General features: G+C 63.7%; 14 protein-coding genes and 5 tRNA genes. 5 read left to right on the top strand and 14 right to left on the bottom strand.

Going from position 1 to position 18,055, the window contains the following annotated elements:
• Positions 1-32: 32 nt before the first annotated feature.
• Positions 33-758 (top strand): SIMPL domain-containing protein, encoded by a 726-nt coding sequence (locus tag DFR24_RS00280; protein ID WP_133879363.1) that lies wholly within the window; start codon positions 33-35, stop codon positions 756-758.
• 372 nt (positions 759-1,130) lie between these two features.
• Here the strand turns inward: DFR24_RS00280 and DFR24_RS00275 are convergent, their stop codons facing one another.
• The 10 genes from DFR24_RS00275 to DFR24_RS00230 form a co-directional block, all read right to left on the bottom strand.
• Positions 1,131-2,405: a dicarboxylate/amino acid:cation symporter gene (locus DFR24_RS00275; RefSeq protein WP_133879362.1), complete on the bottom strand. Its 1,275-nt coding sequence runs from the start codon at positions 2,403-2,405 to the stop codon at positions 1,131-1,133.
• A 46-nt stretch (positions 2,406-2,451) separates the two neighbouring features.
• Positions 2,452-4,374, bottom strand: coding sequence for a SurA N-terminal domain-containing protein (locus tag DFR24_RS00270; RefSeq protein WP_133879361.1), 1,923 nt, complete (start codon positions 4,372-4,374; stop codon positions 2,452-2,454).
• 73 nt (positions 4,375-4,447) lie between these two features.
• Positions 4,448-4,524 (bottom strand) — tRNA-Asp (locus DFR24_RS00265).
• Between the two features lie 19 nt (positions 4,525-4,543).
• Positions 4,544-4,619, bottom strand: a tRNA-Val gene (locus tag DFR24_RS00260).
• Positions 4,620-4,662: 43 nt separating this feature from the next.
• A complete protein-coding gene (locus tag DFR24_RS00255; RefSeq protein ID WP_133881396.1) occupies positions 4,663-4,935 on the bottom strand; it encodes an HU family DNA-binding protein in 273 nt (90 codons plus the stop codon).
• A gap of 254 nt (positions 4,936-5,189) precedes the next feature.
• Complete coding sequence (gene lon, locus DFR24_RS00250) at positions 5,190-7,514, bottom strand: endopeptidase La (protein WP_407075113.1); 2,325 nt, start codon at positions 7,512-7,514, stop codon at positions 5,190-5,192.
• A gap of 207 nt (positions 7,515-7,721) precedes the next feature.
• Positions 7,722-8,996, bottom strand: a complete 1,275-nt coding sequence (gene clpX / locus DFR24_RS00245) for an ATP-dependent Clp protease ATP-binding subunit ClpX (protein WP_133879359.1) — start codon at positions 8,994-8,996, stop codon at positions 7,722-7,724.
• Positions 8,997-9,085: 89 nt separating this feature from the next.
• A complete protein-coding gene (gene clpP, locus DFR24_RS00240) occupies positions 9,086-9,712 on the bottom strand; it encodes an ATP-dependent Clp endopeptidase proteolytic subunit ClpP (RefSeq protein WP_133879358.1) in 627 nt (208 codons plus the stop codon).
• Between the two features lie 62 nt (positions 9,713-9,774).
• Positions 9,775-11,088, bottom strand: a complete 1,314-nt coding sequence (tig, locus tag DFR24_RS00235) for a trigger factor (RefSeq protein ID WP_133879357.1) — start codon at positions 11,086-11,088, stop codon at positions 9,775-9,777.
• Positions 11,089-11,221: 133 nt separating this feature from the next.
• Positions 11,222-11,306: transfer RNA gene (locus tag DFR24_RS00230), tRNA-Leu, on the bottom strand.
• A 234-nt stretch (positions 11,307-11,540) separates the two neighbouring features.
• Here DFR24_RS00230 and hemP point away from each other — a divergent pair.
• The 3 genes from hemP (at position 11,541) to DFR24_RS00215 (ending at position 13,642) form a co-directional block, all read left to right on the top strand.
• Positions 11,541-11,714, top strand: a complete 174-nt coding sequence (gene hemP, locus DFR24_RS00225) for a hemin uptake protein HemP (RefSeq protein ID WP_133879356.1) — start codon at positions 11,541-11,543, stop codon at positions 11,712-11,714.
• 108 nt (positions 11,715-11,822) lie between these two features.
• Positions 11,823-12,848, top strand: coding sequence for a FecCD family ABC transporter permease (locus DFR24_RS00220; protein WP_246051445.1), 1,026 nt, complete (start codon positions 11,823-11,825; stop codon positions 12,846-12,848).
• Positions 12,848-13,642 (top strand): heme ABC transporter ATP-binding protein, encoded by a 795-nt coding sequence (locus DFR24_RS00215; protein ID WP_133879354.1) that lies wholly within the window; start codon positions 12,848-12,850, stop codon positions 13,640-13,642. Before DFR24_RS00220 ends, DFR24_RS00215 begins: the two co-directional genes overlap by 1 nt.
• A gap of 159 nt (positions 13,643-13,801) precedes the next feature.
• Here DFR24_RS00215 and DFR24_RS00210 read toward each other — a convergent pair.
• The 4 genes from DFR24_RS00210 to DFR24_RS00195 form a co-directional block, all read right to left on the bottom strand.
• Positions 13,802-13,877, bottom strand: a tRNA-Glu gene (locus tag DFR24_RS00210).
• A gap of 67 nt (positions 13,878-13,944) precedes the next feature.
• Positions 13,945-14,020, bottom strand: a tRNA-Ala gene (locus DFR24_RS00205).
• 326 nt (positions 14,021-14,346) lie between these two features.
• Positions 14,347-14,784 carry a hypothetical protein gene (locus tag DFR24_RS00200; protein WP_133879353.1) on the bottom strand — a complete coding sequence of 146 codons (438 nt, stop codon included), beginning with the start codon at positions 14,782-14,784 and terminating at the stop codon, positions 14,347-14,349.
• Positions 14,785-14,914: 130 nt separating this feature from the next.
• Positions 14,915-16,090, bottom strand: coding sequence for an MFS transporter (locus DFR24_RS00195; protein ID WP_162850947.1), 1,176 nt, complete (start codon positions 16,088-16,090; stop codon positions 14,915-14,917).
• A 214-nt stretch (positions 16,091-16,304) separates the two neighbouring features.
• On the opposite strand from DFR24_RS00195, the gene DFR24_RS00190 reads away from it, so the two are divergent.
• Positions 16,305-17,996, top strand: a complete 1,692-nt coding sequence (locus tag DFR24_RS00190; protein WP_133879351.1) for an ATPase, T2SS/T4P/T4SS family — start codon at positions 16,305-16,307, stop codon at positions 17,994-17,996.
• Positions 17,997-18,055: the final 59 nt, after the last annotated feature.

The following is an 18,055-nucleotide window of genomic DNA, read 5'->3' as shown; positions in this document are numbered from 1 at the left end:
CGCGAGACCGCATCAGGCAAGGGAGCGCGCAGATGACCCACGTCAACGGAGCCGCCGTGATCGCCGCCGCGCTGCTGGTCGGTGCCGGCATCGCCACTGCGGGCTACTTCGTCGGCCAGACGATCTACAACTCCCAGGTCGCGGTGAACACTGCCGAGGTCAAGGGACTTGCCGAGAAGCGCGTCGAGGCCGATCGCGCATTCTGGAAGATCCAGTACACCGTCAGCGGCACGTCGACGTCCGACATGGCGCAGCTCTACGCGCAGTCCGAAGTCGATCAGAAGAAGATCGTGGCGCTGCTGCTCGAGAGCGGCTTCGAGGCGACGGAGCTGTCTCCCGGCGTGATCGACACCTCTACCGAGGAATTTCGTGACGAGAACCAGAAGCTGGTCGAGAAGAAGATCTCGCTGATCGGCTCGATCGACGTCGAGACCGCCAAGGTGCGCAAGGTCGCGGAGGTACGCTCGAAGCTCAACACACTGGTCGCGCAGGGGCTGGCCATCACCAACAACCCGCCCGCGTATCACTTCACGAAGCTCAACGCGATCAAGCCCGAGATGGTGAAAGAGGCGACGACCAACGCACGGATCGCCGCCAACGAATTCGCGGTGAACGCCGGCGTGAAGGTCGGAGGCATCAAGGATGCGCAGCAGGGCGGCTTCCTGATTCGCGATGTCGGCGAGGAATACGGGGACACCAAGAACATCGAGAAGGACGTGCGCGTGGTCACGACGATCACGTTCTACCTGACCGAATAGCGGGCGCCGAAAACCGCTGGTACCTGTCTTGCAGCACGGTGTTTGTCGAGCGTTTTAACGTGGGTCCGCGTCAAGAACCCGCACCGCCGACCGCCTCTTCACGAGGCGCCCTGAAAGACACCGAGGACTTCCCGATGAACTCCAGCGCTCTCTACACCCTGCCCGCCATCACGTTCGTCGCCGGCGTCATGGCCGTCGCGATGCTCTGCGTATTCGGCGTCTCGATCCGCTGACTTTCACCCCCGCCGCGCGCGTCTGCGCGGTTTGGGAATCGTGATCTGGCGCCGGGCATCGGCGCCGATGCAGATACCCGGTCGCTGAAACTGCGACGAGATTCAGGTCACGGCACGAATGCTTCGTGCCGAACTGCTGTCAGGCCTGCCTCGACGCACGCAACGACGGCTCGCCCAGCACGCCGTCTTCTCCTTCCAGTCGCGCGACCGTGACGGCGCAGCAGGAATCACCGAAGACGTTGACGGACGTTCGGCACATGTCGAGGACCCGGTCGACTGCAAGCACGAGGCCGATGCCTTCGAGCGGAAGCCCCACGGCGCCGAGGATGACGGCGATCGCCACCAGGCTCGCCGACGGGATTCCCGCAACCCCGATCGCCGTTAGCAACGCCGTACTCACGATCAGGAACTGCGCCCCGAAGCTCAGGTCGATGCCGTAACACTGCGCGATGAACATCACGACCGCGCCCTCGTAGAGCGCCGAGCCGTCGGTATTCACCGTCGTTCCGATCGGCAGGACGAAGCTGGTGACGCTCTTCGGGACCCCTGCTTTGTCCTCCATGCACTGGATCGTCACCGGCAGGGTCGCGGCCGAGGAGCTGGTCGAGAACGCCGTGGTGATGGCCGGCCACATTGCGCGGAAGTGTGCCAACGGAGACACGCGCGCCACGAAGCGCAGCACCAGCGGCAAGGTGATGAACATGTGCGTCGACAGCGCGAGCAATACCGCGGCGACGAACTTCGCGAGCGGTCCCGCCGCCGCCCAGCCGGTCTGCGCGATGATCGGCGACACAAGTCCGAACACGCCGATCGGCGCGAACATCATGATCAGGCGCGTCATGCCCGTCATGACGTCATACAGACCGCTCCAGAACTGGCGCTGCACGGTGGCCGCCTTCTCCGGCAGCTTCATGATGAAGGCGCCGAACAGCAGGGAGAAGCAGATCAGACCGAGCATCTGGCCGTCGGCGGCGGCTTCGATGATGTTCGGAGGAAACATAAGCTCGAACACCTTCAGGAACTCGCCCGCCCCCTTATCTTCGATCTTGCCGACAACGGCCTGTGTGTCCTGCGCAAGGCCGATCGAGGGGCCGGCGGGTTTGCCATCGATGATGCCCGGCGAAAGCAGGTTGATGAACAACAGGCCGACGACGATCGCCAACAAGCCGGTGCCCAGGTAATAGCCGAGCGTCTTGAGACCCATGCGGCCGAGACCGCCGGCATCGGCGACGCTCGAAAGTCCGCTGATGATCGCCGCGACGATCAGCGGCACGACCACCATCTTCAGCGCGTTCAGAAAGATCTTGCCGACGAAGGTACAGCCGGCGATGAAATCCGGCTGCGGCCCGATCAGCGATCCGGCGACGGCGGCGGCAACCAGCGCCGCGGCGACCTGCCAATGCAAGGCAGGCATTTTCCAGCCCCGTGATTCGTCGCTCACCGGGGCTGTGCTCATCCGGTTAGAGCTCCGGGTTTTCCGTCTTGGTGTCGGGCGCGCTGATGCGCTTCACCTTCACCGCATCCTCGACCGTCTTGCGATAGGCGCCGAATTCCGCGCCAGCCACGCTGTCGCGCGCGCTGCTGCCCGCGGTGGCGAGCTGAGCCTCGTCCGGCTTGGGCGGATCGATGACTTCGGTCAGGGCGATGACCGAGACGCCGCCATTTCCGTTGTCGACGGCTTCCACATGCACGCTGCCCGCCGCCGGGCGTGGCATCCGGAAGATCGCGCTTCCCACTGCGCCTTCCAGGCCCGACTGCCCGCGAGCGGCGGGACCGTCGAACTGCACCTCCAGATTCTTGGCCTTGGCGGCGTCGCTCAACGACTGCCCGGCCTTGACCTGAGCCACCAACTCATCGGCCGTCGTTTTGGCCAGCTTGACGGCAGCGTCCGTCACCACGGTCTCGCGCACGCGCTCCTTCACTTCCTCGAGCGGCTGCTGACGCGCCGGCTCGTACTCGGCTTTGTGCACCACCACCAGGGCATCGGCACTGGCCCGAATGGGCTTGCTGTTCTCGCTCGCCTCCAATACTTCGGGAGAGAACGCGACCTGTTTGACCGCATCGACGGCGGCAATGCCCTCACCGCCCTCGCGCGTGAACCAGTCGGTCGTCTTGATCTCGAGCTTGAGTTCGGCTGCTACCGGCTCCAGCGTCGTGTTCTCGAAGGCGAGCTGCTCGAGCTTCGTCGAGAGTTCCTGGAAGCGCTTTTCGCCTTCGCGATTGCGATAGACGTCGAGCAATTCGGCCTGCACGCCCGCGTCGTCCAGCGGACGCGTGGACGCTGCCTTGATCTCGGCGAGCTTGATCAAGTGCCAGCCGAACTCGGTTTCCACGGGACCCGTGATGCCGTTGGCTGCAGGAATCTCGTAAAGAGCAGTCTCGAATTTCGGCGCCATCATGCCCTTGCGCACCCAACCCAGATCGCCGCCCTGCTCCTTGGAACCGGTGTCGTCCGACTGTTCGCGCGCGAGCTGCGCGAAATCGCTACCACTCTTGATCCTCGCGAGAAGCTCGTCGGCCTTTTTCTTCGCGGCATCCTTGTCCGCACCGAAGCTGACCAGGATGTGGCTGGCGCGACGCTCCTCACCCGACGCGAAGCGCTGATCCTTCTCGCTGTCGTAGATGGCCTTGAGCACTTCGGGGGCTGGCGCCTCGACAGCAGCCAGCTTCGTGCGATCAACCTCGACGTACGCGAGCTTGAGGCGCTCACGCGACATGTACCGGGTCTTGTCCGTCTCGTAACGATCGGCGATCTGTGCGTCGGTGACCGTGACTCCGTCGCGGAACTTCTTCGACGAGACCGGCACCACGGTGATGCGCCGCGCCTGTTTTTCGAGGCGCTGAGCATCCCAGGCCTGAGCCGGCGTCACGAATGCGGTGGCCTGCACGGTGGCGCGCAGCTGCTCGATCGCCAGCGCATCGCGGAGCTGGATTTCGTAGGCATCCGGCTTCATGCCCTGCTGCTTGAGCAACTCGCGGTACGTGTCGGCGGAGAACTTTCCGTCCTTCTGGAACGCCGGAACGCTGACCAGGAAATCGCGCAGGGTTGCGTCGCTCGCGCGATAACCTTCGCTGCGCGCGTACTGACGCATCGCGGACTCCTGCACCATGTCGTCCAGCGTCATTTCCCGAAATTTGCTCTCGTCGAAGAGGTCTGCACGAAAGCTTTCGCCCAGCAAGGAGCGGTACTGCTCATAACGCTGCCCGTAGGTCTGCCGGAACTGGGCCTGAGTGATTTTCTGGTCGCCCACCTTGACCACCACAGGGTCGCCACCACCGGTGTTGAAGCTGTCGATGCCCCAGAACGCGAACGGAATTGCGATCAGGGCGATCACGAACCAGACGATAGGCCCAGTGAGACGGTCGCGGATGGACTGAAGCATGCAGGAGCCTTCTTTTCGGAACCCAGAAACGACTGAGGCACCTCGCGGTGCCCCATGCGTTACTACTTGTTAGTGGCGGAGCGGACGGGACTCGAACCCGCGACCCTCGGCGTGACAGGCCGATATTCTAACCAACTGAACTACCGCTCCACTTGTTTCTGCTTACGACTGGTGGGTGCTGACGGGCTCGAACCGCCGACATTCGCCTTGTAAGGGCGACGCTCTACCAACTGAGCTAAGCACCCTTTGCAAATGCCCCCGAACCGATCCAGCGCCCTGCAGAGTCCGCTACTTTATCGTGTCCTTGAGAGCCTTGCCAGCTTTGAATGCAGGCGTCTTGCTGGCCTTGATTTTTATGGGCTCGTTGGTCTTGGGATTCCGACCCGTCCGGGCCTTGCGCTCGCGCACCATGAACGTTCCAAAACCGACCAACGCGACCTTGTCCTTCTTCTTGAGCGCCTTGCCGATCACTTCGATGATCGCGTCGATCGCGCGGCCCGCGTCAGCCTTCGAGATGTCGACTCGCGCAGCGACCGCGTCGATCAATTCAGACTTGTTCATGTAGTTCGTATCCCCCTGTTTGGTGTGACGGCGACAGCATGACGAACCGCAGTCGAGCGTACCGCGCCTTTCCCCAGCTCGTTCCCGATTCACTTCTTGGATTGCGTCCTGGGCGCTGAGAGATTCGAACGCGCGCGCCAGCAGCGACACAGCTTTTATATCAAGCGCATCTTGCGAGCGTCAATAAAAACGGCCCCTGGAAAAGGGGCCGGGACCCCTTTTTTAAAGGGGTTTTCGAATGTCGCGTACCGACGTCAGTGTGGTCTTGCCGCTTCCGAACTCGGGCTCGGCACGGGTGCCGGCGAATCCGGGTCGCGCGGTTCCGGCATGCGCTCGAGCGCATGTCGGAGCGCGTCCTCAATCCAACGCACAGGCTCGATGCGAAGTTCCGCTTTAACGTTCGCCGGAATGTCCGCGAGATCTTTGACGTTTTCCTGTGGGATGAGAACGGTGCGAATGCCGCCACGGCTCGCAGCGAGCAGCTTCTCTTTCAGGCCGCCGATCGGCAGCACCTCGCCACGCAGCGTGATCTCGCCGGTCATCGCGACTTCGGCCTTCACCGGAATCCCGGTCAGCGCCGAAACCAGCGCGATGCACATCGCCACACCGGCCGACGGTCCGTCCTTGGGCGTGGCTCCCTCGGGCACGTGCACGTGGATATCGTTCTTCGTATAGAACTCCGCGTCGATACCCAGCTTGGCCGCGCGCGAACGCACGACGGTGAGCGCAGCCTGGATGGACTCCTGCATCACGTTGCCCAGCGATCCGGTCTGCGTGAGCTTGCCCTTGCCCGGCGCCAGCGCGGATTCGATTGAAAGCAACTCGCCGCCGACTTCCGTCCACGCCAGGCCCGTGACCTGGCCGATCTGATTTTTCTCTTCAGCGCGGCCGTATCGGAATTTCTGGACGCCCAGGTACTCGTCGAGATTGGCCTCGGTCACCTTGACCTTGTCGACATCCGGCGCGAGCAGGATCTGCTTGACGACCTTGCGCGCGATCTTGCTGATCTCGCGCTCGAGGTTTCGCACGCCGGACTCTCGCGTGTAGTGACGCACGATGCCCTGAACGGCGCCCTCGTCGACCTCCAGCTCGTTGGGCTTCACGCCGTTGTTCTTGAGCTGCTTGGGGATGAGGTACTGCCGCGCGATCGCCATCTTCTCCGGCTCGGTGTAGCCCGGCAGGCGAATGACTTCCATTCGATCGAGCAGCGGTCCCGGAATATTCAGCGTGTTGGCGGTCGCCACGAACATCACGTCCGAGAGATCGAAGTCGACGTCCAGGTAGTGATCGTTGAAGTTGTGGTTTTGCTCGGGGTCGAGCACTTCGAGCAGCGCCGACGACGGGTCGCCACGGAAGTCCGTCGACATCTTGTCGATCTCATCGAGCAGGAACAGCGGATTGCGTACGCCGACCTTGCTCATGTTCTGCAGGATCTTGCCCGGCAGCGCGCCGATGTACGTGCGCCGATGTCCGCGGATCTCCGCCTCGTCGCGCACACCGCCGAGCGACATGCGCACGAACTTGCGGTTGACCGCGTCCGCGATCGAACGACCCAACGAGGTCTTGCCGACGCCCGGAGGCCCGACCAGGCACAGGATCGGACCCTTGAGCTTCTTCACGCGGCTCTGGACCGCGAGGTACTCGAGGATGCGCTCCTTGATCTTGTCGAGGCCGTAGTGGTCCTCGTCCAGCTTCTTCTGCGCAGCCGAGAGGTCGATGGTCGACTTGGTCGCCTTCTTCCAGGGAACGTTGGTCAGCCAGTCGAGGTAGTTGCGGACCACGGTGGCTTCTGCCGACATCGGCGGCATCAGCTTGAGCTTGTTGAGTTCGGCACGCGCCTTGGTCTTGGCGTCCTTGTGCATGCCGCTCTTCTCGATCTTGCGCGCGTACTCTTCCTGTTCGTTGGGCGCGTCCTCGCCTTCTCCGAGCTCTTTCTGAATCGCCTTCATCTGCTCGTTGAGGTAGTACTCGCGCTGGTTCTTCTCCATCTGCTGCTTCACGCGCCCACGGATCTTCTTCTCGATCTGCAGGACATCGATCTCGCTTTCGAGCTGCGACAGCACGTGCTCCAGGCGCGCCTTGGGATCGGCGATCTCGAGCACCTGCTGCTTGTCTTCGAGCTTGAGGTTCAGGTGCGCCGCGATGGAGTCCGCGAGACGGCCGGGGTTGTCCATGCTCGCCAGGGACGGCAGCAGCTCCGCGGGGACTTTCTTGTTGAGCTTCACGTACTGCTCGAAGAGAGCGAGCGTGGAGCGCGAGAGCGCCTCGACTTCCTTGCCATCGCCGGCCTCATCGGGCGGCAGGGGCGTGCATTCGGCGGACACGTACGGGCCGCTCATGTCCACGCGCAAGATGGCGGCGCGCTGCTGGCCCTCCACGAGCACCTTCACGGTGCCATCGGGAAGCTTGAGCATTTGCAGGATGCTGGCGAGCGTGCCGACCGAGTAGACGTCTTCGGCGCCCGGATCGTCCGTGTCCGCCGTGCGCTGAGCGACGAGCAGAATGCGTTTGTCGTCCTGCATGCCGGCGGCGAGCGCCTTGATCGACTTTTCGCGGCCCACAAATAGCGGTATCGCCATGTGCGGATACACGACCACGTCGCGTAGCGGCAGGACAGGCGTCAGCTTTTCGGATGCGGTAGGCACGTTTTTCGTTTCCGGTCAGGTGCACAAATAATGTGCACGATTATCGCAGATGCGGTTCTTTGGCCGCCTTTCAAGAACGCAGCAAAAAAGAGGCCCCGCGCGGGCGGGGCCTCTTTTCTGGAATCACGGCGACGCCCAGTCCTACGCGGAGTTCTTCACTTCGCGCCGGTTCTCGACATTCTCGTAAACGATGAAGGGCTTCGACTCGCCACGTACCACGGCCTCGTCGACGACCACCTTGCTCACGTTCTGCATCGACGGCAGGTCGTACATCACGTCGAGCAGGATGTTCTCGAGAATCGTACGCAGACCACGCGCGCCGGTCTTGCGCTCCTTGGCCTTCTTCGAGACTGCGCGCAGCGCGTCCTCGCGGAACTCCAGTTGTACGCCTTCCATCTGGAACAGCTTGCTGTACTGCTTGACCAGCGCGTTCTTCGGCTCCTTGAGGATCTGCATCAGCGCAGCGTCGTCGAGCTCCTCGAGCACCGCAGCCACCGGCAGGCGACCGACGAACTCGGGGATGAGACCGAACCGGATGAGGTCGTCCGGCTCGATCTGCGACAGCAGCTTGTTGATCTGGGTGACGTCGGTCTTGGACTTCACGTCCGCCGAGAAGCCGATGCCGGCCTTCTCCGTGCGGTTCTGGATCACGCGATCGAGGCCGGCAAACGCGCCGCCGACGATGAACAGGATCCCGGCCGTATTGACCTGCAGGAATTCCTGCTGCGGATGCTTGCGGCCACCCTGCGGCGGAACCTGCGCAATCGTACCCTCGATCAGCTTGAGCAGCGCCTGCTGCACGCCCTCACCCGAAACGTCACGGGTGATCGACGGGTTCTCGGACTTGCGGGCGATCTTGTCGATTTCATCGATGTAGACGATGCCGCGTTGCGCCTTCTCGATGTCGTATTCGCACTTCTGCAGCAGGCGCTGAATGATGTTCTCGACGTCTTCGCCGACGTAACCCGCTTCGGTCAGCGTGGTGGCGTCCGCGATGGCGAACGGCACGTCCAGCAAGCGCGCCAGCGTTTCGGCCAGCAGCGTCTTGCCCGAGCCGGTCGGCCCGATCAGCAGGATGTTCGACTTCGAGAGTTCGACGCCGTCCTGGGAGCCCTTCACGGACAGGCGCTTGTAATGGTTGTAGACCGCAACCGAGAGGACCTTCTTGGCCTGCTCCTGCCCGATGACGTACTCGTCCAGAACGGCCCGGATCTCCTGCGGCTTGGGCAGCCCCTTGGTCTGGGGTTTTGCGTGGACTTCCTCGCGGATAATGTCGTTGCACAGGTCGACGCACTCGTCGCAGATGTACACCGACGGACCGGCGATGAGCTTGCGCACTTCATGCTCGGACTTGCCGCAGAAAGAGCAGTACAACACTCGCCCGTTATGGGAACCGCCGCGCAGATCAGCGCTCATCAAATGGGTCCTCTGCCCGAGCCCTTTTGGCTCGGATGGCCTTGTATATCACGGCGTTGCCGTTACGCAAAACGTTTCCGACGACCTGCTCAGGCGGTGGCAACGACCGGTACACGCTTGTCCAGAATCTGGTCGATCAGGCCGTACTCCTTGGCCATCTCGGCGCTCATGAAGTAGTCGCGCTCGACGTCCTTGGAGATGCGCTCGATCGGCTGGCCGGTATGCTCGGCCATCAGCTTGTTGAGGCGCTCACGCAGGAACAGGATCTCGCGAGCCTGGATCTCGATGTCAGTCGCCTGGCCCTGAGCACCGCCCGAGGGCTGATGGATCATGATGCGCGAGTGCGGCAGCGAGTAGCGCTTGCCCTTCGTGCCCGCGGACAGCAGGAACGCACCCATGCTGGCGGCCTGACCGATGCACATCGTCGCCACGTCGGGCTTGATGAACTTCATCGTGTCGTAAATCGACAGGCCAGAGGTGATCACCCCACCCGGCGAGTTGATGTACAGGTGAATGTCCTTGTCCGGGTTTTCCGACTCGAGGAACAACAACTGCGCGACCACCAGGTTGGCCATGTAGTCATCGATCGGTCCGACGATGAAGACGACGCGTTCCTTGAGCAGGCGCGAATAGATGTCGAACGCACGCTCGCCGCGGGCGGTCTGTTCCACCACCATCGGGACGAGTGTCGAAGCGCGGCTGCGAATGTCGGTCATTTGGTTGGCGATCGGTTTGTTATTGGCGGGCCGCGAAAAGCGACCTTCCCCGCACTGAATCCTCAGGCCTGCGCCTGCGGATTCAAGAGCTGCTCCAGCGACATCGGCTTGTCCACCTTGCGGGCGCCCTCGAGGAGGAGGTCCACGACCTGGTCTTCGAGCACCATGGCGCGCAGCCCGTCCATCATTTCCGGCCGCGAGCGGTAGTACGTCTTGACCTGCTCGGGCTGCTCGAAATCACGAGCCATCGCATCCAGGGCCACGTCGACCTTGGTCACATCGAGCTTGACGTCTCGCTGCTTGACGACCTCTCCCAGCAGCAGGCCGAGGGCCACCTTGCGGCTCGCGTTGGCCTCGAAAAGCTGGGCCGGCAACATCTCGGCAAGCTGCTCCGGCGGGACGTTCTGCATGTTCATGCGCTGGGCGGCCTGCTGGCGCAGGTTGGGCACTTCCTGCTGTACCAGGCTCTTGGGCACCTCGATCGGGTTGGTCGTGGCGAGCTGCTCCATGACCTGATTCTTCTTGCGCCGCTGGATCGCCTTCTCGCGCTCGTTCTCGAGCGCCTCGCGCGCCTTGGCGTGCAGGGCGTCGACCGAATCGACCTTGTGGGCAGCCAAGAACTCCGCGTCCTCGATGGCCGGCAGAACTACTTCCTTGACTTCGTGCAGCTTCACCGCGAACTGCGCGGTCTTTCCTTTCAGCTCTTCGGCGCGATAATCGGCCGGGAAATTGACCGGAACCACGAATTCGTCGCCTGCAGAGTGTCCGACGACACCGTTCTCGAGGTCGGCCAGGAACTGACCCGCGCCGAGTTCGATTTCGACTCCGTCGCCCTTGCCGCCCTGGAAGCTCTCGCCCTCGAGCTTGCCGTCGAAGTCCAGCTTGACCATGTCGCCGCTGGCCGCCGCACGCGTCACCGTGTTGAACACACGGCGTCCCTTGCGCAGGTTCAGCACGAGGCGCTCGACGTCCGCTTCCGTCACTTCGACGACCGGCTGCTCGATTTCGAGCGCATCCAGGCCCGAAAGCTGAATCTCCGGGAAAACCTCGAAGCTCGCAACGTACTCAAGCGCTTCGCCTGGCTTCTCGAAAGTCACGTTGATCTGCGGCTGCCCTGCCGGACGGACGCCGACCTTCACCAGCGCTTCGGGATAGCTGCGCTGCACGAGATCCGAAACCGCATCCATGCGCGCGCTGGGGCCGAACTGCTGCTGGATCACCTTCAGCGGTGCCTTGCCGGGACGGAAGCCAGGAAGCTTGGCGCGCTGGGACATCGTGCGCAGCCGTTCATCGACGGCCTTCGAGACGCGATCGGCCGGGATGGTGACGCGCATCTGGCGCAGGAGCCCGCCGGGGGTTTCGAGATTGACGTCCATGAATTTTCTTCGTGTAAGTGCCTGACGACCAAAGATTCTCATCGCCGGAGGGGACCTTTGAGGGGTCACCGCTGCCGAAGACCGAGAGATCTCGCGATTTGTTGTTGTCCACGTTGCGCCGCGGATGCAGGCCTGGTGCGAAAGGCGAGACTCGAACTCGCACGCCTTGCGGCACGGGAACCTAAATCCCGGACGTCTACCAATTCCGCCACTTTCGCAGGAGGCAACGCGGCCGCGGAGTATATCAGCGGCCTCGCGATTTTCGGCTTCCTGGCATGACTCCGGTCCCCGACCAGCGACCGTCTGTCATGGGGAGGGCACGACGACGAGGTGCGATCGGAGCATCCGGAACCGTCCTGCACGGAACGGCTCCACGGGCGCTTGACTCGCATTTGCGAATCATTATCATTAACACCAAGTCGCCGCCTCACCGCCCCGCTGTGGAGCTTCTCATGCAGACCGCCACGCTTACCGTCGTTCGTCCCTCTGTCTCTTCCCGCCCCCAGCTGCCGCGACTTCGCAGCGAGGATCTGTTCCGCTCGTCGCACGAACTGATCATCGAACATCAGGGACAGGAATACCGTCTGCGCCTGACGCGCAACGACAAGCTGATCCTCAACAAGTAAGCCTCGACACCGTGCGACGAGGATATTCCTCGTCGCACGGAAGCCGGCCCAGAGACCAGGAGCCGGCTCGCGGCACAATGCGGCATGCCAGACGCACGCCCCGCCTCCTTGTCCCGTGCCTCGATCGTTTTTGGTGGCCTCGCAGTGCTGATCTGCGTCGCCGCTGCCCTCGGTCTGTCGACCGGTGCGATTCAGGTCTCGCCCGCCGACATCCTCGGCACCCTCGGGCTCGCCGAATCGCCTACTGACGCCACGACGGTCGCCGTCATTCGCGATCTGCGCTTGCCTCGCGTTCTGCTGGCGCTCCTGGTCGGCGCATCACTGGCCTGCGCGGGTGCCACCATGCAGGGGCTGTTTCGCAACCCGCTCGCGGACCCTGGGCTCGTCGGAGTCGCGAGCGGCGCAGCGCTCGCCGCCGTCGCGACAATCGTCGGGAGCCAGTTCATCGCGCTACCGGGCCCCTGGCTGCCCTTCACCACTCCGCTCGCCGCCTTCGGAGGCGGGCTGATCGCCGCTGCGCTCGCAGAGCGATTAGCCAGTTCCGCTGGCTACAGCCGCAGCTCGACCCTGTTGCTCGCGGGTCTGGCGATCAATGCCATTGCCGGCGCGGGAATCGGATTGCTGACGCAACTCGCAGGAGACGCTGCGCTACGTGAAGCCATTTTCTGGCTCTTCGGCTCTCTGTCGAAGAGCGGCTGGACCGAGCTGTCGGTAGCGGGGCCGCTCCTCGTCGCAGTGCTGATACTGCTGCCCCGCGACGCGCGCGCGCTCAACGCCCTCCTGCTCGGCGAATCCGAAGCCCTGCACCTGGGAGTGAACGTCGAGGCGCTGCGCCGTCGCCTGACGCTGCTGATCGTCGTGGCCGTCGCCACCTGTGTTGCCCTCACCGGCATCATCGGTTTCGTCGGCCTGATCGTTCCGCACCTGCTCCGCCTGACGCTCGGACCCGATCACCGCCTGTTGATTCCCGCTTCAGCCTTGGGGGGCGCGGCACTCCTCGCCTTCGCCGACCTCGCCTCGCGAACCATGCTGGCGCCAGCGGAAACACCGATCGGAATTCTCACCGCGTTGATCGGCGGCCCCTTCTTCCTTGCCTTGCTGATCCATCTGCGCGGCCGCGCGGAGGCCTGGTGATGCTTGTCGCCGAAGGAGTCTCCTGCGTGCTCGACGGCCGGAATGTCCTGCGCGGGGTCGATCTTCGGCTGACCGCCGGTGAAGTCCTCGCCATCCTTGGCCCCAACGGCGCCGGGAAGAGCACCTTGCTACGCGTGCTGGCTCGCGAGAACACCCCGACCAGCGGACGGATCGAACTCAACGGGCGCGCCCTGGACCAATGGAGCGCGGTCGAACTCGCGCGCCAGCGCGCGGTGCTCCCTCAAGCCGACTCTCTGCGCTTCGCCTTCGAGGTCCGCGAAGTGGTACGGCTCGGCCGGTATCCCTGGAACGGCGGGACGTCGGACAAGGAAAAACAAATCGTCGAGGACGCCATGTGCGCAGCAGGCGTGGAGCAATTCGCCGCGCGCCCGTACACGAGCTTGTCCGGCGGCGAGCGCGCACGCGTCCAGCTCGCACGCGTTCTTGCGCAGATCTGGGAAGCGCCCGAACGCGGAACGCATTTCCTTCTGCTCGACGAGCCGACCGCCAGCCTGGATCTCGCGCATCAGCACGAGGTGCTTACTGCCGTGCGCGGGTTTGCCGCTCGGGGCGCGGGTGTCGCGCTGGCGCTGCACGACCTCAACCTCGCCACTCGTTACGCGGACCGCGTGCTGCTGATGAAGGACGGTACGGTCGACACGATCGGGAATGCACGCGATGTCCTTACCGCGGCGAACATCGGACGCGTGTTCAACGTCGATGTGGACCTGCTCCGGGATGAACGTTCGGAACATCCCTGGATCGCGTCCAGACGAAGATCGTCGACGACCTAGCGCGCTATGCAGGGACGGAGGCGACTGATTCAGGCAGTCGCACATGGAGCGGCGCGACGTTGCCTGCCACACGCCGAACGCGGCGATTCGTTAAGGGATCGATCCCACTCCCCGGCGGGGAGTTTTCGCTTCCGAGCTGCCCGTAAGCATGGCTTGCGGTGGCGTTCCCACGGGGATTCGAACCCCGGTTACCTCCGTGAAAGGGAGGTGTCCTAGGCCTCTAGACGATGGGAACGAGGCGGACGCGGTGGCATCTATCACGATGCCGCGCAGCATCGACGCGGCGATGCTGCTTGAAACTTTGGTGGAGCTAGTCGGGATCGAACCGACGACCTCTTGCATGCCATGCAAGCGCTCTCCCAGCTGAGCTATAGCCCCTCGAAAGGGCGCGCAGTATATCCAAGCGAACGGACCGCCTCAATGCCAATCCCGATAATTCTTTGAGTCGGCCTGAGGTGACCAGGGACGGCAGGCGAATCTCAGTGTCCGACCATCAATCGTCCAGTTCGGGGCAGCACGATTGGTCGTCGAAACGATCGACGCGGAGGGTTTGCATCAAAGCTCGATTCGCTTCGCCTCGAACAGGCTGCGGCACCTTGCTGCCTCGAGAATCATCTGACCGGAAGGATCGCTGCCTCACTCCTGGATCCGGATTCCGAACAACCAACGATCAACGTCTTTGAAAAGGGTATCGACCCCGTTCCTCAAGGCCAGCGAGGAAACCTTTGGGGATCGAGCTTGGCGAACAATTCCTTCACGACCCATCCGCCGCCGAAAAACGCCTTGGCGCTCTCCAGGGTCGGGACGGTGGCGGAGCGTTCTTCGATCGGGTCCGGGCCGCGTGTCTTCTCGCACAGGTACTCGCCGCCCGTCTGCGTGATACGCAGCCGCGTCCACCGTCCCTCCATCGGATAGCCCGGATTCGGCTCGGTCGAAAATTCGGCAAGCACCTGCGGCAAGGCCTGCGGGGGCGGCAACAAATCCGTTCGAATGCGGGGCAGAAGGCGAACCATGGAATGCGCCGGACCTAGCCAGTTGGGAGGGATGTCAGAACCTTCCATGGCCAGAAGCGTGCCCACGTCGAGCGTGGCCAGGCGTACGTCGCAAAATGGGAGCGCAGGCGTCGCAAGTGCCTGAGTCAAGGGAACACTTGTTTCATCTCGAGAGATGACAGGCGGATCGGAAGTACGCATCGGAAAGTGACGATTTTGGGCAACCCGGGCGAATTTCAGTCCCGGCGTGTCAATCCGGGCAGGTCACCACGCTAACGCATCACCTGGAGCGCAGGGAGCGTGCAAACACGCCCCCCGTGATCGCGATCACACACCCGGCGATCACGAACACGGCGCGATACCCGCCGTGATCGACGACGAAGGCCGCGCCCAGGATTCCGACCGATTGGCCGAGAAAAATGCAGGCCCCGAACAGCGCGGTAGCCGTTCCCCGAATCGCAGGCGCCATCTGCGTCGCGTGGGTCTGAAGCGTCGCGTGCAACATCGCGAATCCGAGACCGGCGAGTAGGCAGCCCGGTACCGCGAACACCCACGACGACATGCAGGCCATCCCGACCAGGCATGCGCCCATCAGTCCTGCGCCGCCCAGCGCAAGCCCCGGCTCTCCGAGCCACGCAACCATCCGTCGTGCCTGAAATGCGTATGCGAGACCGCCACCCGCAAAGAGCGCCGCGACGGCGGCCGCTCTATTGAGCGACATTCCGAACTCGCCGTGCAGATAGGCGGGCACGAAGGCGAACACGGAAAACGCGAACGCCCCTTCCAGCGCGGTCAGCCCAAGGATCCATCGCGCCCAGCGCAGCCGCAGCACCGATTGGACATTGCGAAAGAAGTTGCCGCTTGCGTGGGCACTGCCGGCCACCGGCGTGCGCCCCGCCGACATGCGCAGCAGCTGCGTGCCGGTCAGCGCGAACATCGCCGCCATCAATCCGAATGCCCAGCGCCATCCGACGGTGTCGGCCATCACGCCCGACATCCATTGGCCGAACGCGGCGCCGAGCAAGGTGGCGACCATGAGATGTCCGAGGACTTCCTGCCGCCGCTCGTAGCTCACCGAGTCACCGACCCACGCCAGCGACAAGGGAATCACGCCTGCCGCCGTGGCACCCGACAGCACACGCGCGATGACGAGGCCCTGCAGGTCGCCCGAGAACAAGGCCATGAGGTTGCCGGCTGTGCAGACCGTAACGGCGACGGCGATCACGCGAAACTTGCCGTAACGGTCGCCGAGCGGCCCGAACAGGAGCTGCATCGATCCGTACGCGACGGCGAACGCCGACACCGTGCGCGCCGCTTCCCCGGTCGTGACCGCGAACGCCGCCGCGAACGCGGGTAGCAGCGGGTCGCACAGGCGCATCGCCGACATGCTGACGAAAGCGGCCACGCAAAGCGCGATCAGGCCGGCGCGATCGAAACTGGACTGCGCGACGCTCATTGGCGGAGCCCGCGTCGATGTGATGAAAGCATGCGCTTCTGAACATATCGGGACGCCCGCGAGCCGGTCGTCTCCGCCGCCAGTATCGCCCACACCCAGGCCTGCCGTCGGCACCACTGCCGCGTACGCAGTATTGCCGCTTTGGTTGCGTTCCTCAGACTCCTGGCACGGCTCGGCGCTTCCGTCGCGCCGCTTGCGAGGGAGAACGCGCCTCATGTTCCAGATCACCGTGAGCACGCTGCGCGGCACGCGCGTGGCCGACGTGTTCATCTCGGAACCGACTTGCGTGATCGGAAAATCGGCAGCGAACGCGGTGGTTCTGCAGGACTGGCACGTCGAGAGTCGTCACGCCCGCCTGAACCAGAACAACCAGGGCATCTTCGTCCACGACCTGCAGAGCCGCACCGGCACGCGCGTCAACGGCCGGCCGGTCAGAACCTACGGGCCCTTGCTCGCTGACGACGAGATCCAGATCCACGATTACCGTCTGCACGTGGTCCCGCGTGCGGCGTCTGCACCCGCTTGCCATGCCCCGTCCAATGCCTCCACCGCTTCGAAGGATGCTCACTCCGTCGAAGAAGCCTCCCACCCCTCCAAGCCGCGCGCCGGCAATAGCGCAGCGTCGGCCGCAGACACGCCGTTGATGCACAGCTGGCGCGTGCGCCTGCGCCAGACGTTGCACGAGCAGATCGATCTGCGCCGTATCAACGTCAGCGCGATGACCGACCCCGAGTTGCGCGAGACGACAGCCCGCCTGGTGAGCGAGATCCTCGACGCCTCCAAGGACTTCCCCACCGCGCTCGACCGCGCAGCGCTCACACTCCAGGTCGTCGCCGAAGCGGTCGGCCTCGGCCCGCTCGAACCCTTGCTCGCACGCAACGACGTCAGCGAGATCATGGTCAACGGCGCCCGGGAGATCTTCTTCGAGTGCGGCGGGCGCTTGCAGCGATCGGACGTCGCGTTCACCGACGACAAGGCGGTGCAGTCGACGATCGAGCGCATCGTCGCGCCGTTGGGCCGGCGCATCGACGAGGGCTCGCCGATGGTCGATGCCCGGCTGAAGGACGGTTCGCGGGTCAACGCGATCATTCCGCCGCTGGCCCTCAAGGGCCCTTGCCTGACGATCCGCAAGTTCATGAAAGAGCGGCTGACGTCGGAGCGCCTCGTCGCCTTCGGCTCGATGAGCGACGCGATGGTCGCGTTCCTCGATCTCGCGGTCCGCTACAAGCGCAACATCCTGATCTCCGGCGGAACCGGCTCGGGCAAGACGACCTTGCTCAACGTGTTGTCCAACTTCATTCCGGAACAGGAACGCATCGTCACCATCGAGGACGCGGCGGAGCTGCGCCTGTATCACCCCAATCTGGTGTCGCTCGAGGCGCGGCCGGCCAACCAGGAAGGTCGCGGCGCGGTGACGATTCGCGACCTCGTCCGCAATTCGCTGCGCATGCGGCCCGACCGCATCGTCGTCGGAGAATGCCGCGGCGGCGAAGCGCTGGACATGCTGCAAGCCATGAACACGGGTCACGACGGATCGCTGACGACGGCGCACGCGAACAATCCGAGAGATTGCATTTCCCGGCTCGAAGTCATGGTGATGATGGCCGGCATGGATCTGCCGATCATCGCGATCCGTGAACAGATCGCGTCCGCCATCCATCTGATCGTCCAGCAGACCCGGTTCTCCTGCGGCGCGAGGAAGGTGACGAACATTGCCGAGATCACCGGCATGGAGAACGGCAGGCTGCAGCTGGGCGAGATCTTCAAGTTCGTACAGAGCGGGCATGACGCCGAACACCGTGTGCGGGGCCACTTCGTCGCAACCGGACTGGTTCCGGAGTTCTACGAGGATCTGCGCGAGCGAGGCGCGCGGCTCGATCTGAACATCTTTCAGGCATCCGCCTGAACCGCCCGCGATCGCTGCGCGTCCGCACGCTTGTCGGGGCGACAGCGCAAATCGAGACT

The sequence above is a fragment of the Panacagrimonas perspica genome (genome assembly GCF_004364935.1).
Lineage (GTDB): Bacteria > Pseudomonadota > Gammaproteobacteria > Nevskiales > Nevskiaceae > Panacagrimonas > Panacagrimonas perspica.
Note: the sequence above shows the minus strand (reverse complement) of the source record. Positions and strands in the feature narration are given on the sequence as shown.